Origin of the sequence: Sabulicella glaciei (assembly GCF_026183895.1) — a bacterium.
GTDB lineage: Bacteria > Pseudomonadota > Alphaproteobacteria > Acetobacterales > Acetobacteraceae > Roseococcus > Roseococcus glaciei.
Window position 1 is genome coordinate 99,406 of sequence record NZ_JAPFQI010000008.1, and the last position, 13,756, is coordinate 113,161.

The window sequence follows — 13,756 nt, forward strand, 5'->3', positions numbered from 1 at the left end:
GGGGAAGCGTGGATAGTCTCGCGCATCCATGCTTCCCCGCCTTTCCATCCTCGACCAATCCACCGTGGTCTCCGGCCGCACCCCCCGCGACGCGATCGGGGAGACGCTGGCCCTCGCGCAGCTTGCCGACCGGCTGGGCTATGCTCGCTACTGGCTCGCCGAGCACCACAACAGCGCCAGCCATGCCGGCTCCGCGCCCGAGATCCTGATTGCCGCCATCGCCGCCACCACGCAGCGCATACGCATCGGCTCCGCCGGGGTGATGCTGCCGCATTACGCGGCGCTGAAGGTGGCCGAGCAGTTCCGCGCACTCGAGGCGATCGCGCCCGGCCGCATAGACCTCGGTGTCGGGCGCGCGCCCGGCAGCGACGGGCGCACGGCCTATGCGCTCAACCCCAACGCTGCGCAGGCGGCGGACGCGTTCCCCGCGCAGGTGCGCGACCTCCTCGGCTGGCTGGGCGACGGGCTGCCCGAGGGCCATCCGTTCCGCGAGGTGCGGGCGAGCCCCGCCGTCGCGACGCGGCCGGAAGTCTGGGTACTCGGCTCCAGCGACTACGGCGCGCAGCTCGCGGCGTATTTCGGCCTGCCCTACTGCTTCGCGCATTTCATCACGGAGGGGCGAGGTGCGGCGGAGGCGCTGCACCTCTACCGCGAAGGCTTCCGCGGCGAGCGCCCCCACGCCGGCATCGCCGTCTATGCCCTGACGGCGGAAACTGAGGAGGAGGCGCAGCGCCTGTTCCTGCCGCGCGCCCTGTGGCGCCTCCATCGCGACCGCGGCCACTTCCCGCCCCTGCCCACCCTGGAGGAGGCGGAGGCGCATCCCTGGACGCAGGCCGAGCGCGACCGGATGGAAGCCATGCGCGCCCGAGCCTTGGTCGGCACGCCGGAGCGGGTGCGCGACCGCATCGCCGCCCTCGCCACCGAGATGGGCGCGCAGGAGGTGGCGGTGCTGACCCCCTGCCATGACGCCGAGGCGCGGCGGCGTTCCGTTTCCCTGCTGGCAGGAGCCTTCGGGCTGGGTTGACGCACCCCACCCCCGGGTGGACCGTCTCCGGCGAAACGTCCAGAATCCGGTCCATGGCCCTTCCTGTCAGCGCCCCGGCGGCGCCGTCCTCTTCCCTGTCGCGCCTTCGTGAAATCGCGCCAGGGCTGCTTCTCTGCCTCGTCATCGCGGCCCTGTGCATCGTGATCCGCAATGCGACCGGCATCGCGGCGCTGAATCCGGTCGTGCTCGCGCTCGCCGCCGGCATCGCCATCGGCGCCACGGTCGGGCGCCCGGCCTCGCTGAAGCCCGGCATCGCCTACGCGGTGAAGCCGCTGCTGCGCGCCGCCATCGTGCTGCTGGGCCTGCAGGTGACGCTGGGACAGCTGGCCGCGCTCGGCCCGGGCGCCCTGGCACTGGCGGTGGCGGTGGTGGCCCTCACCCTGCCCTTCACCATCTGGCTCGGCCGCGTGCTGGGGGTGGAGCCGGCGCTGTCGCAGCTGATCGGCACCGGCACGGCGATCTGCGGCGCGTCTGCCATCGTCGCGGCCAACCAGGTGGCGCGCGGCAAGGACGAGGACGTGACCTATGCCCTCGCCGTCATCACGCTTTGCGGCACGGCCTCGCTGATCCTGTTCCCGCTGCTGGGCGATCTCATGGGCATGTCGGAGCGCGCTTATGGGCTCTGGGCCGGTGCGGCGATCCATGAGGTGGTGCAGGCCGTGGGCGCGGCGGCGGCAGGCGGGCCGGAAGCCGCGCAATCCGGCACGGTGATGAAGCTGGCGCGCGTGTTCCTGCTGGCCCCAGCCGTGGTGGCGCTCGGCTGGTGGGTGGCGCGCGGCGGCACCGAGGCGGGCGCGGCCAAGGCCCCGGTGCCCTGGTTCGCCTTCGGCTTCCTGGCGCTGGTCGTGCTCGGCTCCACCGGCCTCGTGCCCGGGGCGGCGGTGGAGGCATCGCGCTTCGTCGTGCCGCTGATGCTCGCCGCTTCCGTGGCGGCGCTCGGCATTTCCACCGACCTCAAGGCGCTGAAGAAGCGCGGGGCGCGCCCGCTGCTGCTGGGCGTCGCCTCCACCGTGTTCATCGCCGTGCTGGCGCTGGCCGGCGTCGCGCTCGGGATCTAGCTCTTTCCGGCGTAGGAGCGGCCCATCCCCTCGGCCGGGTCGGCCTGGGGGCCATAGGGCATGATGGGGTAGCGCAGCCCCGCCTTGGACAGGCCCATCAGCCCCTCGACCGCCGTGCGGAGGTCGGTGGGCGGGCAGGCCATCAGCATCTCGTCATCCGCGACGCCGCCATAGCGCCGCTCGGCATAGCAGGGGATGGACAGGCAGGCGGTGCGGTCGCGCAGGGCGCGTCCCCAGGAATCCGCGCAGGCGCTTTCCCCGGTCACGGAGAAATCGAAGCGGCGGTAGTTGCGCCACTGGAGTCCGTTGATGAACAGGATCATCTGCGCGGGGTTCGCGTAGAACAGGCAGATATCCGGCGGGTCGAGCCGCCCCGAGCGCAGCGGCGAGACGACGAGGCCGTGATGCACCGGGGCGGCGCGCGGCATCTGCGCCTGGTGCGCCGCCGCAGCCTCCCGGTTCTCGAACCAGACACCCTCCATCTTACGACCCGAGAGGTAGAGGTCGGAAGGCTCGTTCAGCCCGATCACCCCGCCGCAATTGCTGAACTCGGGGACGTTGTCGTGGGTGATGCCCAGGGTGAAGCCGGCGATGCGCGCCTGGGTGACGAGCTGGCAAGTAGAATAGCGGCGCCCAGGATTGGGCCGGCGCAGCCCCGGCACGGCGTCGAACTCGGCGGCATCGGTGAACAGCTTCATGCCGATGGGCAGGGTGCGAAGCTTCAGCAGGTCGGAAAGCTGCGCGGCGAGCTGGGTCAGCTCGGCCGCGCCCGGGCCCGCCGGGGCTGGGTTCGTGTCCATGGTGTCCTCCCTCGTTCTGCCGCCGATGCTAGGGCGACGAGACGGGATGCGCTATGCGCCTCCGGCCGATGCACCTGCTCCTCGACATCTCGCTGACCGTCGCCAAGCCGTGGCTGCTCGCGCCCTCGGGCATCGACCGGGTGGAGTTCGCCCATGCGCGCCACTGGTCTCGCCTGCCGGCCCGCGACGTCACCTTCGTGATGCGCACCGCCTGGGACCGCTTGGCCGCCCTGCCCGACGGGCTGGCGCGGGAGATCCTGGCCGACGCTGCCGCGCGCATCGCGCCGGGGCTGGACCACCGGGGCATCTCGCTGCGGGCGCGGCCAGCCCTGGCCATGACCCGGCAATTCCTCGGCGACGGGGTGGCGCGGCTGCGCGGCCGGCTGACGGAGCGACGGGACGCCGTGCTGCTCAGCGTCTCCTGCGCCACGCTGCACAAGCACGCGGCACTGGCGGCGGTGAAACGGCGCGGCGCGAAGGTGGCGGCGCTGGTGCACGACGTCATCCCCCTCACCCACCCGCATTGTTTCCCGCAGGGCGAGGCGGAGCGGCATGCGCGCCGCATGGAGGGCGTGTCGCTCTTCGCCGATGCCGCCATCGCCGTTTCCGCCGCGACGCGCGACGGGATGCAGGGCTGGTTCGCCGCCCGCGGCCTCGCCCTGCCACCGGTGGAGGTCGCGCATCTCGGCCTCGACCTCCCGCCGCCCGAGCCGGCGCCGGGCGAAGGGGAGCGGCCCTATTTCGTCATGCTCGGCTCGCTGGAGCCACGCAAGAATCACTGGCTGATGCTGGAGGCATGGCGGGAGATGGCGGGCAGGCCTGACGCGCCGCACCTCGTCATCATCGGCCGCCGCCCGGCGGAGCCGCATCTCGGCACCATCCTTTTGGATCGCGGCGATTTCGGCGGCCTCGTCGAGTATCGTGGGCGGCTGCCGGACCGCGAGGCGGCGCGGCTGCTGCGCGGGGCACGGGCCCTGCTCTTCCCCTCGCTCACCGAGGGATTCGGCATCCCGGTGGCCGAGGCGCTGGCGCTGGGCGTGCCCGTGCTCGCCTCCGACATCCCCGCCTTTCGCGAGGTAGGGGGCGAAACGCCGGAGTTCCTGCATCCGCTGGATGGGCCGGGCTGGCGCGCGGCGGTGCTGGACTATGCGCGGCCGGACAGCCCGCGCCGGACGGCGCAGCTTGCGCGGCTGCCCGGCTGGAGCGCGCCCTCCTGGGACCGGCATTTCGCCGTGGTGGAGCGGGTGCTGGACGGGCTGGCGCGCGGCTAGTCCTGCACCAGCGGTACGCCGCGCGGCCGCACCACCAGGAACAGGAGCAGGATCGCCGCCAGGACCACCCCGGCGATGAGCGGGGCGCGCCAGTCCCCCGTCGCCACGCGGTTCAGCAGCAGGGCCAGGCAGACCAGCGCCCCGAGCGCGGGCACGAAGGACGGCACCTCGAACCCGCCCGGCTTCTCGCCCGGCCGCCGCTGCAGTACCAGCAGCGCCACGTTCACGCAGGCGAAGACGGCCAGCAGCAGCAGCACGGTGGCGGAAGCGAGCTGCCCGATGTCGCCCGCCAGCATCAGCGCCACCACCACGACGAACAGCGCGCCCACCGCGACATGCGGGGTGCGGGTGCGCGGATGCACCCGTCCCAGCACCGCCGGCAGCAACCCCTGCCGCGCCATGCCGTAGGTGAGGCGCGAGGCGGTGACGTAGTTCAGCAGTGCCGTGTTGGCGACGGCGAAGACGGTGATGGCGACGAAGACCCAGCCCGGCATCCAGGGCGCGGCGCGGGCCATCACCTCGGCCAGCGGGCCGGGGGTCACGGCGAGTTCCCGCCATGGCACGACCGAAACGGCGACGGCGGCCACCACCATGTAGAGCGTGGCCGCGACCAGCATGGCCGAGACGATGCCGACCGGTATGGTGCGGCGCGGGTCCTGGCACTCCTCGGCCACGTTCAGCGTGTCCTCGAAGCCGATGAAGGCGAAGAAGGTCAGGATGGCGCCTTGCAGGATCAGCGTCGCCTCGATGGTCCCGGTCGGCGTTTCCAGCAGGTTCGCCTGGCCGATCCAGGGCAGCCCCACGGCGATGACCAGCGCGAGGCCCGTCGCCTCCACCGCCGTGCAGAGCATGTTCATCCACATGCTCTCGCGGATGCCGCGCAGCACCACCCCGGCGATGAACACCAGGAAGCCGAGCGAGATGAGTACCGGCGCGACGCCCGGAATGTCCAGCAGGCGCAGGAGGTTCTCCGCCACCACGCGCGACTGCGTGGCGACCGAGGTGAGGCCCGAGGCCATGACCGCCAGCCCCACCGTCCAGGTGAGCAGCGGCCGGCCGAAGCCGCGATGCGTGACATAGGCCGCGCCCCCGGCGCGCGGGTATCGCGAGCCGAGCGAAGCATAGGAAAGACCGGTGAGCAGCGCCGCCACCATGGCGACCAGGAAGCCGAGCCAGACGGCGCTGCCGAGCTCCCCGGCGGCGCGGCCGACCAGGCCGTAGATCCCCGCGCCCAGCATGCCGCCGAGCGTGTAGGCGAAGAGCTGGATCGGCCCGATGCTGCGGCGCAGGGTCGGTTCCGCGACGGCGTCGCTCATCGCCGCCTCACGCGGGAAGCGCGGCGAAGGCGCGGGAGGGAAGGACGAACTCCTCCTGCGCCGCGACGGTGAGAATCTCGCGCGAGCCGGCCTCGGCCGTGCGGCGCAGCACGCCGAAGATGGAGGAGGCCGCGGCGGAGAGCGCGGTGCCGGCCTCGCCGGTCTTCAACCGATGGAACAGGAAGAGCGCCGCGACCGCGTCCCCGGCGCCGTTCACGCCCAGCGGCAGGAGCGGCGTGGAAAGCCGCCAGAACCGCCCGCCTTCCGCAGCCATCATGCCGATCTCCCCATCCTCGGTGCCCGCTTCCAGGCTGGTGACAAGGACGCAGCGCGGACCCATGGCCTGCAACGCGGCAATGGCCCGCTTCGTATCCTCCACCGTGCGCGCCTCGATGCCTGTCAGGTATTCCAGCTCGAAGCGGTTGGGGGTGGCGATATCGGCCTCCGGCAGGGCACGGTCGCGGAAGAATTCCGGGATGCCGGGGCGCACGAAGACGCCGCGCCCCACGTCGCCGATCACCGGGTCGCAGCACCACAGCGCCTGCGGGTTCACCTGCTTCACCCGCGCTACGGCCCCCAGGATCGCCTCGCCGATCGCGGCGTCGCCCATGTAGCCGGACAGCACGGCGTCGCAGCCCGGCAGGGCGCCGCGCTCCTCGATGCCCTGCACCAGGTCGCCGATCAGCCCCGCCCCGAAGACCTGGCCACGCCAGGCGCCGTAGCCGGTGTGGTTGCTGAACTGGACGGTGTTGATGCCCCAGACCTCGGCGCCGAGGCGCTGGAGAGGAAAGATGGCCGAGGCGTTGCCCACATGCCCGTAGGCGACCCAGGACTGGATGGAGAGGATGTTCATCGGCGGCCATCGTAAAGCCGCGCCCGGCGGACCGGCTAGGCGTTAGGATGGCACCATGAAACCCGCGCGCCTCGCCCCGCTCCTGCTCCTCGCCGCCTGCGCCGTGGACCCTTCGGTCGGCACGGTGCGCGAGGTCTTGCCCCCTGCCGCGCATGAATGGGACCACGGCCCGCCCTGGCCTGAGGGGGCCGAGCCCTGGGCGCCGCCCCCGGCGAACCTGGCCGAGGCGCCGCTCGGATATGGCTGGGAGGGCACGGCGCCCTATCCCTACCCATACCCCTATGCCTATCCGGGCGTGGTCGCGCCCTCGGTAACGATCGGGCTGGGCTATGGCTGGTGGTGGGGCTACCGGCCCTGGCCGCGCTACTATGGCGGCTGGGGCGCGCCAGCCTGGCGGCCCTGGGGCGGCTACCGCCCAGGGTGGGGGTATCGCGCACCGCCGCCCGCCTTCCGCGGCTGGGGCGGACGCGGCTGGGGTGGCGGTTTTCGCGGCGGCGGCTTCCGCCGCCGCTGAGCGAAGAGCCTACGCCGCGAACTCGGCGCGGATGGCGGCGTCGTGCTCGCCCAGGGCTGGCACGGGGCCCAGTTCGCGGTCGCCATCGCTGAACCGCGCCGCCGGGGCGGCGATCGCCACGGGACCGACTTCCGTCGCCACCGTCACCCGACGCAGCGCCGGGTGCTGGGACAGACCGTCCACGCCGTTGACGAAGCCATAGGCGATGCCGGCCGCGTTCAGCTTGGCCGCGCATTCCGTCCGGGTCAGCCGCGCGAAGCCGCGCCCCACATGCGCGTCCACCATGGGCCGGTGCGCCACGCGCTCCACGTTGGAGCGGTAGCCATCGCGCTGCGGCAGGTCCGGCTCCTCCAGGAACACGGCGCAGAGGCGCTGCCACTCGCGCTCGTTCTGGATGGAGATGAGCACCAGCGCGCCATCCGCCGTCTCGAAGGCGCCATAGGGGCAGATGGAGGGGTGCGCGAGGCCGATGCGCTCCGGCTGTTTGCCAGTGCCCTCGAAGTAGAGGAGCGGCACGTTCATCCAGTCGGCCATGCCGTCGAAGAGCGAGCAGGAGATGCCCTTGCCCTTGCCCGTCATGCCGCGCTCGATCAGCGCCTCCAGCACCGCCGCATGGGCCATGGTGCCGCAGGCGATGTCGCAGACGCTGAACCCCACCCGGCCCGGCCCCTCGGCGCGGCCGGTCACGGAGGCGAGGCCGGATTCCGCCTGCACCAGCAGGTCATAGGCCTTCATCTTCGCGTACTCTCCCTCCTCGCCGTAGCCGGAGATGTCCACGGTGATGAGGCGCGGGTTCTTCTCCCGCAGCGTCTCGCTCGCGAAGCCGGCACGGGCCAGGGCGCCGGGGGCGAAGTTCTGGATGAACACGTCCGCCTTGGCGATGAGCCGGTTCAGCAGCGCCTTGTCTGCATCGTCCTTCAGGTCGAGCGTCAGGCTTTCCTTGCCGCGGTTCAGCCACACAAAATAGGTGGAGAGCCCGTTGCAGGCGGCGTCGTACTTGCGCGCGAAGTCGCCCTCCGCGCGCTCGATCTTGATGACCCGCGCCCCCGCATCGGCCAGCTTGGCCGAGCAGGTGGGCGCGGCCACCGCCTGCTCCATGGAGATGACGAGGAGCCCGTCCAGCGGCTTGCCCGGCTTCATGTGCGGCGCCTCAGTAGGAGCGCGGCATGCCGAGGACATGCTCGCCGAGATAGGAGAGGATCAGGTTGGTGGAGATGGGCGCCACCTGGTACAGCCGCGTCTCGCGGAACTTGCGCTCCACGTCGTACTCCTCGGCGAAGCCGAAGCCGCCATGCGTCTGCACGCAAGCCTCGCCCGCCGCCCAGCTTGCCTCGGCCGCCAGCATCTTGCCCATATTGGCTTCCTCGCCGCAGGGCAGCCCGGCCTCGAACTTCTCCAGCCCCTTGTGGACGATGGCCTCCGCCGCGCGCATCTGCGCGTAGGACTTGGCGATGGGGAATTGCACGCCCTGATTCTGGCCGATGGGCCGGCCGAACAGCACGCGCTCCTTCGCGTAGTTCACCGCCTTCTCGATGAACCACTTGGCGTCGCCGATGCACTCGCTGGCGATCAGCAGCCGCTCGGCGTTCATGCCGTCCAGGATGTAGCGGAAGCCCTTGCCTTCCTGACCGACGAGGTTCTCGGCCGGAACCTCCATGTTGTCGAAGAAGACCTCGCAGGAATTGTGGTTCATCATGGTGCGGATGGGGCGGATGGTGAGGCCCTTCCCCAGCACGGTCCGCATGTCCACGATGAAGGTGGACAGGCCCTCGGTCTTCTTCTGCACCTGGTCGCGCGGCGTGGTGCGGGCCAGCAGCAGCATCAGGTCGGAATGCTCGGCACGGCTGGTCCAGATCTTCTGGCCGTTGACGATCCACTTGTCGCCCTCGCGCCGCGCCACCGTGCGCAGCGCGGTGGTGTCGGTGCCCGAGGTCGGCTCGGTCACGCCGAAGGCCTGGAGGCGCAGCTCGCCGGAGGCGATGCCGGGCAGGTACTTGTCCTTCTGCTCCTTGCTGCCGTGCCGGAGGATGGTGCCCATGATGTACATCTGGGCATGGCAGGCGGCGCCGTTGCAGCCCTGGGCCTGCACCTCCTCCAGGATGGCGGCGGCGGCGGAAAGGCCGAGCCCGGCCCCGCCATACTCCTCGGGGATCAGCGCGCCGAGGTAGCCGGCCTCGGTCAGGGCCTGGACGAACTCGGTCGGGTAGCCGCGGCGGGCGTCCAGCTCGCGCCAATACTCGCCGGGGAAGCGGGCGCAGAGCTTTCGCACCTCCTCGCGGATCTCGGCATGGGGGTCGGCGTTCAGGAGGGTCTGGTCCATGACGGGTTCCGTCTGCTTTCATGTCCGGCGGGTCGCGCGGCACAGTGCCTTCGCAGCCGCATCCCATAAACTACAATCCGGGCCAAGCACTTATGCCGGATTTTGATGGCCGATGAGAAGCTGTCCGTCCAGCACGCCTTCGCGCACCATCGCTGCCACCTCCTGCCGCAGCACCTGCTCGAAGCGGCGCACGGCGTTGGAGGCGGGGCGGCCCAGCGGCTGCGCCACCACCAGCTTGCGCGACAGGTGGGGGTCGAAGATCGGGGCGGCGCCGAGCACTCCGGCCCGCACCTCATCGTGCACCGAGGCGAGGGGCAGGATGGTGCAACCCAGGCCGCGTGCCACGAGCCCCTTCAGGACCTGCAGCGCATCCGCCTCCACCGCGATGTTGAGCGAAAGTCGGCGGAGCCGTGCCTCCCGCTCCACCAGGCGGCGCAGCCCGTGCTGTGGTCCCGGCATGACGAGACGCGCCTGCGCCACCTCGGCAAAGGGGACGGCGTGGTCCGGCGCAGGCGATGCGGCGCGCGGCGTCACGAAGCACAGATTCTCCACCAGGAGCGGGGAGAGCTTCATGCTGGCCTGCGCTTCCGTCCCATAGACCACGGCGATGTCCACCTCCCCGGCATGCAGCCATTCGAGGAGGTAGCCGCTGAAGGCCGGCACGGCGCGCAGCGACACCTCGGGGTGCTCCAGCAGGAAGCGCTCGATCAGCCGCGTGGCGAGGATATCTCCCACCGTGGGCGGCATGCCGAAGACCACGCGGCCGCGCACTGCCCCCGCTTCCTGTGTCAGGTCGGCGCGCGTTTCCTCCAACTGGCGCAGGATGCTGCCGGCCCGGGCCCGCAGCATCTCGCCCGCCGCAGTCAGCGCCATGCCGCGCCCATGCCGTTCGAAGAGGCGCAGCTTCAGCTCCTCCTCCAGCAGGCGGATCTGCCGGCTCAGCGCCGGCTGGGCGATGCGCAGCCGGTCCGACGCCTTGCTGAGGCTGCCGAGGTCCGCGACCTGGATAAAGGTGTTGAGCTGCCGCAGGTCCATGTCCGATATAAAATCGGCATTGCTGGGCGAGCAAGCCTCGCGCTTCTCGAAACCTCCCTATCGCCTCGCCTCCGCTCCGGCATCGCGACCGGCGCGCTGGCGGGGCTGACCCTGGCCACGGTCAAGATCGCCGCCGCGAACGCACCACGGGTCCTGCTGCCGCGCGACGAGGTTGAGGAGAAGAACCGCTTCCGCCGTGCCCTCGGTTTCCCCACGACCTGCGGGAACGGCGCTGGACGCATGCCTCCGCCTGGATGCAGCCTGCGGGGAAGATCTTGGAGGAACCGCCATGAATCGTCGCACCGTCGTCGCCGGGGGCCTTGCCGCCCCGGCCCTCGCCGCCATGCCCGCCGCCGCGCAGGGTGGGGGCAAGACTTTCGTGCTGCTGCACGGCGCCTGGCATGGCGGCTGGTGCTGGCGCGACGTGGCCGAAGTGCTGCGCGCAGGCGGCCACAGCGTCTTCACCCCAACCCAGACCGGGTTGGGCGAGCGCAAGCACCTCATGTCGCGCGACATCACCCTCGACACCTTCGTCACGGATGTCGTGAACGTGCTGGAAGCAGAGGAGCTGGAGGATGTCATCCTCGTCGGCCACTCCTTCGGCGGGCTTGGCATCACCGGGGCGGCGGATCGCGTGCCGGAGCGCATCCGCCACCTCGTCTATCTGGACAGCCTGATCCTGGAGGGCGGGCAGAGCCCCTTCGGCATCCTTCCGGCCGAGGTGGTGGCGCAGCGCCGCCAACAGGTGCAGGAGCAGGGCCAGGGCATCTTCATCCCGCCGCCATCCCCTTCGGCTTTCGGCATTCCCGACGGACATCCCGGTGCCGCCTGGGTGCGCCGCCGCCTGACGCCGCACCCGGTCGGCACGTATGAGAGCCCGCTGGACCTGCGGAACCCGGTCGGGAACGGCAAGCCTGCGACCTACATCATCGCCGCCGAGCCGCTCTACGGCCCGCTGGAGGTGACGCGGCGCTGGGTGCGCAACCGCCCAGGCTGGACAGTGAGGGAGATCCGCACCGGCCACGACACCATGGTCACAGCGCCGGAGGAAACGGCGCGGATGCTGACGGCGATCGGCTGAGCGCCGCCGCCTCGCTCAGTCGGCCTGGATGTTGTGGTTCCGCACCACGCCACCCCAGGTCTCGATCTGGCGCTCGAGGAACTTCGCGAAATCCTCGGGCCCAGCGAGGACGAGCCGGGCCTGCTGCGTCTCGGTCATGGTTCGGGAAACGCGCTCCTCGCGGAAGCTTTCCGTGAGCGCCTGCTGCATGCGCTGCTTCGCGGCGGCGGGCGTGCCGCGCGGCGCGAAGACGCCCCACCAGGCCTCCGCCTCCAGCCCGGGGAAGCCGCTCTCCGCCGCGGTCGGCACCTCGCGCAGGGCCGGCAGGCGCTCCGGCCCGAACTGCACCACGGGGCGCAGGTTGCCGGCCGAGATCTGCGGCGCCACCAGCGCGGCGGAGCCGATCATCATCTCCACGTGGCCCGCCACCGTGTCGTTCACCGCGAGCCCGCCGCCGCGATACGGCAGGTGCGCCATGCGGATCTCGGCGCGGTTGCCCAGTAGGATCATGGTCAGGTGGCCGATCGTGCCATTGCCCGTGCTGCCATAGTTGATCGCATCGGGCCGCGCGCGCGCCGCCGCCACGATGTCCTGCAGGGAGCGGTACGGCTTGTCCGGCCGCGTCGCGATGACGTAGGGCGCGCCGCCGATCAGCAGCACCGGCTCCAGGTCGCGGGTCAGGTTGAAAGGCAGGTTGGGCAGCAGCGCCGGCAGAGTGGCGTGGCTGTCGAAGGTCAGCAGCCAGGTCTGCCCGTCGGGCCGCGCCTGCGCGACGGCATGGGTGCCGAGCGAGCCGGCGGCTCCCGAGCGGTTCTCCACCACCACCGGCACGCCCAGGCGCTGCGTCAGCCCGGGCGCGGCCAAGCGTGCCACCGCGTCGGTGGAGCCGCCGGCGGCGAAGGGAACGATGATGCGGATGGCGCCGTTCGGCCAATCCTGCGCGCGCGCCACGGCAGGCAGGGCAAGCCCGGCAGTTGCGACGGCCAGCGTGCGGCGGGTGACGGTCATGGTAGTTTCCTCCCGGTCTAGTCCAGCCTGGCGCCCGTCGCCTGGGCGATGGGGCGCCATTTCTCCTGCTCGGCGGCGATGAAGCGCGCGCTCTGATCAGGGTCCAGCCGGCCATAAAGCTCGAAGCCCGCTCCCTCAAGCTCCGCGCGGAACTCGGGGTCGCGCATCGTGGCGTTCACCGCCTCGGCGAGGCGGTTCCGCACCGCCTCCGGCACGCCCTGCGGCAGCATCACCGCCAGCCACACCGCCGCCTCGAACCCCGCTAGGCCCAGCGCCTCAGCCACGGTCGGCACGTCGGGCGCCAGGGGGCTGCGTTGCGCGGAGGCAACGGCGAGCATGCGCGCCCGCCCCTCGCGGTGATGCGCGATGGTGGTGGCCACCGTGTCGGAGATCGCGTCCAGATGCCCGCCCAGCAGGTCGGCCATGGCGGGGCCCGAGCCGCGATAGGGCACGTGCTCGATGTCCAGCCGCCCCGCCTCGCGCTTGAAGTATTCGAAGGACATGTGGAGGTAGGAGCCGCTGCCCGGCGAGCCATAGCGCAGCCGTCCCGGCCGTTCCCGCGCCGCGCGCACCAGTGCCTCCAGCGTCTCCGCCACGGCGGGGCGCGCCGCGATGGCGACGGTGGCGGCGCCGGGGATGGCGACGGCCTGGAAGTCGCGCAGCGGATCGAATTGCGGCCGCTCCGACAGCAGCGGGTACAGGCCGAGCGTCGAGGCGGTGCCGAACAGGAAGCTCGACCCGTCGGGGCGGGCGCGCGCCGCCTCCAGCGTGCCGATCGCCCCCGCCGCGCCGGCGCGGTTCTCCACCACCACGCTCTGCCCCAGCTGCTGCGGCAGCTTGGCGGCGAGGCGGCGTGCGAAGACATCGGTGGCCCCGCCCGGTGGGAAGGGCACGATCATCCGCAGGGGCCGGTCGGGCCAGGATTGCGCGAGGGCGGGAACCGGCAGCGCGGCGGCGCCGAGCAGGAGGTGGCGGCGCCTCACAGCCCGGCCTCCTGCCAGCCGGGGGCGGGTTCCGCCGGGTGGCTGGCAAAGCCGGCACGGTGGATGCCTTCGATCGCCGCGTACTCGTCGCGGTCCGACGCATCGCCCGACACGCCCACGGCGCCGACCGCCTGCCCTGCCTCGTCGAGGATCAGCACGCCGCCCGGCACCGGGACGAAGCGCCCGTCGCTGGCCGCCGCGATGCTCGCCTGGAAGGCCACGCGTTCCTTCAGCCGGTCGCGGATGGTGCGGGAGCCGATGCCCATGCCGAGCGCGCCTTCCGCCTTGCCGCGCGCGATGGGGAAGCGCAGCGTGCCGCACCCGTCCTCACGCGCCGTCGCGACGGGCTGCGCTCCCGCATCGAGCACCACGACGGTCAGTGGAAGCAGTTCGGCCTCGCGCCCCGCCGCCAGCGTCGCATCCAGGATGCGCCGCGCCTCGTCCAGCCGCAGGCTCGTCGCCACGGGCGCCAGGAAATAGCCCTGGTCCATGT

At 71.8% G+C, this 13,756-nt stretch carries 14 protein-coding genes; 5 read left to right on the forward strand and 9 right to left on the reverse strand.

All coding sequences use genetic code 11. The annotated features are described in order from the left end of the window. Positions 1-28: 28 nt before the first annotated feature. Both OF850_RS12025 and OF850_RS12030 read left to right on the forward strand, forming a co-directional pair. Positions 29-1,024 (forward strand): LLM class flavin-dependent oxidoreductase, encoded by a 996-nt coding sequence (locus OF850_RS12025; RefSeq protein WP_301590378.1) that lies wholly within the window; start codon positions 29-31, stop codon positions 1,022-1,024. Between the two features lie 53 nt (positions 1,025-1,077). Then, the gene (locus OF850_RS12030; RefSeq protein ID WP_301590379.1) at positions 1,078-2,103 is read left to right on the forward strand and encodes a YeiH family protein; all 1,026 of its coding nucleotides are present in this window, start codon (positions 1,078-1,080) and stop codon (positions 2,101-2,103) included. On the opposite strand, the gene OF850_RS12035 is transcribed toward OF850_RS12030, so the two are convergent. Next, positions 2,100-2,903, reverse strand: a complete 804-nt coding sequence (locus OF850_RS12035; protein ID WP_301590380.1) for a DUF169 domain-containing protein — start codon at positions 2,901-2,903, stop codon at positions 2,100-2,102. The two genes, OF850_RS12030 and OF850_RS12035, sit on opposite strands and share 4 nt — an antisense overlap. Before the next feature lie 53 nt (positions 2,904-2,956). Here OF850_RS12035 and OF850_RS12040 point away from each other — a divergent pair, with 53 nt between their 5' ends. Then, positions 2,957-4,174: a glycosyltransferase family 4 protein gene (locus OF850_RS12040; RefSeq protein ID WP_301590382.1), complete on the forward strand. Its 1,218-nt coding sequence runs from the start codon at positions 2,957-2,959 to the stop codon at positions 4,172-4,174. Here the strand turns inward: OF850_RS12040 and OF850_RS12045 are convergent. Both OF850_RS12045 and pdxY read right to left on the reverse strand, forming a co-directional pair. Beyond that, complete coding sequence (locus OF850_RS12045; protein ID WP_301590383.1) at positions 4,171-5,490, reverse strand: APC family permease; 1,320 nt, start codon at positions 5,488-5,490, stop codon at positions 4,171-4,173. The genes OF850_RS12040 and OF850_RS12045 overlap by 4 nt on opposite strands. Positions 5,491-5,497: 7 nt before the next feature. Continuing rightward, positions 5,498-6,343, reverse strand: coding sequence for a pyridoxal kinase PdxY (gene pdxY, locus OF850_RS12050; protein WP_301590384.1), 846 nt, complete (start codon positions 6,341-6,343; stop codon positions 5,498-5,500). 55 nt (positions 6,344-6,398) lie between these two features. Between pdxY and OF850_RS12055 the strand changes: the two genes are divergently transcribed. Next, on the forward strand, positions 6,399-6,857 hold the full coding sequence (locus OF850_RS12055) for a hypothetical protein (RefSeq protein WP_301590386.1): 459 nt from the start codon (positions 6,399-6,401) through the stop codon (positions 6,855-6,857). A gap of 9 nt (positions 6,858-6,866) precedes the next feature. On the opposite strand, the gene OF850_RS12060 is transcribed toward OF850_RS12055, so the two are convergent. The 3 genes from OF850_RS12060 to OF850_RS12070 all read right to left on the reverse strand — a co-directional run bounded on the left by OF850_RS12060 (position 6,867) and on the right by OF850_RS12070 (position 10,212). Then, positions 6,867-7,997: a CaiB/BaiF CoA transferase family protein gene (locus OF850_RS12060; protein WP_301590387.1), complete on the reverse strand. Its 1,131-nt coding sequence runs from the start codon at positions 7,995-7,997 to the stop codon at positions 6,867-6,869. A gap of 10 nt (positions 7,998-8,007) precedes the next feature. Beyond that, positions 8,008-9,177 (reverse strand): acyl-CoA dehydrogenase family protein, encoded by a 1,170-nt coding sequence (locus OF850_RS12065; RefSeq protein WP_301590388.1) that lies wholly within the window; start codon positions 9,175-9,177, stop codon positions 8,008-8,010. Between the two features lie 90 nt (positions 9,178-9,267). Then, positions 9,268-10,212, reverse strand: coding sequence for a LysR family transcriptional regulator (locus OF850_RS12070; protein ID WP_301590389.1), 945 nt, complete (start codon positions 10,210-10,212; stop codon positions 9,268-9,270). 289 nt (positions 10,213-10,501) lie between these two features. On the opposite strand from OF850_RS12070, the gene OF850_RS12075 reads away from it, so the two are divergent. After that, a complete protein-coding gene (locus OF850_RS12075; RefSeq protein WP_301590390.1) occupies positions 10,502-11,293 on the forward strand; it encodes an alpha/beta fold hydrolase in 792 nt (263 codons plus the stop codon). Positions 11,294-11,308: 15 nt separating this feature from the next. Here OF850_RS12075 and OF850_RS12080 read toward each other — a convergent pair whose 3' ends face one another. The 3 genes from OF850_RS12080 to OF850_RS12090 are packed head-to-tail and all read right to left on the reverse strand — an operon-like array spanning position 11,309 to position 13,754. Next, positions 11,309-12,280 (reverse strand): Bug family tripartite tricarboxylate transporter substrate binding protein, encoded by a 972-nt coding sequence (locus tag OF850_RS12080; protein ID WP_301590391.1) that lies wholly within the window; start codon positions 12,278-12,280, stop codon positions 11,309-11,311. Positions 12,281-12,297: 17 nt separating this feature from the next. After that, positions 12,298-13,263 carry a Bug family tripartite tricarboxylate transporter substrate binding protein gene (locus tag OF850_RS12085; protein WP_301590392.1) on the reverse strand — a complete coding sequence of 322 codons (966 nt, stop codon included), beginning with the start codon at positions 13,261-13,263 and terminating at the stop codon, positions 12,298-12,300. Then, positions 13,260-13,754 (reverse strand): GlcG/HbpS family heme-binding protein, encoded by a 495-nt coding sequence (locus OF850_RS12090; protein WP_301590393.1) that lies wholly within the window; start codon positions 13,752-13,754, stop codon positions 13,260-13,262. The genes OF850_RS12085 and OF850_RS12090 overlap by 4 nt, the downstream gene beginning before the upstream one ends. Between the last annotated feature and the right edge of the window lie 2 nt (positions 13,755-13,756).

Coding starts and splice junctions, on each gene's coding strand:
- OF850_RS12025 (WP_301590378.1), top strand. CDS start 29: ATGCTTCCCCGCCTTTCCATCCTCGACCAATCCACCGTGGTCTCCGGC.
- OF850_RS12030 (WP_301590379.1), top strand. CDS start 1,078: ATGGCCCTTCCTGTCAGCGCCCCGGCGGCGCCGTCCTCTTCCCTGTCG.
- OF850_RS12035 (WP_301590380.1), bottom strand. CDS start 2,903: ATGGACACGAACCCAGCCCCGGCGGGCCCGGGCGCGGCCGAGCTGACC.
- OF850_RS12040 (WP_301590382.1), top strand. CDS start 2,957: ATGCGCCTCCGGCCGATGCACCTGCTCCTCGACATCTCGCTGACCGTC.
- OF850_RS12045 (WP_301590383.1), bottom strand. CDS start 5,490: ATGAGCGACGCCGTCGCGGAACCGACCCTGCGCCGCAGCATCGGGCCG.
- pdxY (WP_301590384.1), bottom strand. CDS start 6,343: ATGAACATCCTCTCCATCCAGTCCTGGGTCGCCTACGGGCATGTGGGC.
- OF850_RS12055 (WP_301590386.1), top strand. CDS start 6,399: ATGAAACCCGCGCGCCTCGCCCCGCTCCTGCTCCTCGCCGCCTGCGCC.
- OF850_RS12060 (WP_301590387.1), bottom strand. CDS start 7,997: ATGAAGCCGGGCAAGCCGCTGGACGGGCTCCTCGTCATCTCCATGGAG.
- OF850_RS12065 (WP_301590388.1), bottom strand. CDS start 9,177: ATGGACCAGACCCTCCTGAACGCCGACCCCCATGCCGAGATCCGCGAG.
- OF850_RS12070 (WP_301590389.1), bottom strand. CDS start 10,212: ATGGACCTGCGGCAGCTCAACACCTTTATCCAGGTCGCGGACCTCGGC.
- OF850_RS12075 (WP_301590390.1), top strand. CDS start 10,502: ATGAATCGTCGCACCGTCGTCGCCGGGGGCCTTGCCGCCCCGGCCCTC.
- OF850_RS12080 (WP_301590391.1), bottom strand. CDS start 12,280: ATGACCGTCACCCGCCGCACGCTGGCCGTCGCAACTGCCGGGCTTGCC.
- OF850_RS12090 (WP_301590393.1), bottom strand. CDS start 13,754: ATGGACCAGGGCTATTTCCTGGCGCCCGTGGCGACGAGCCTGCGGCTG.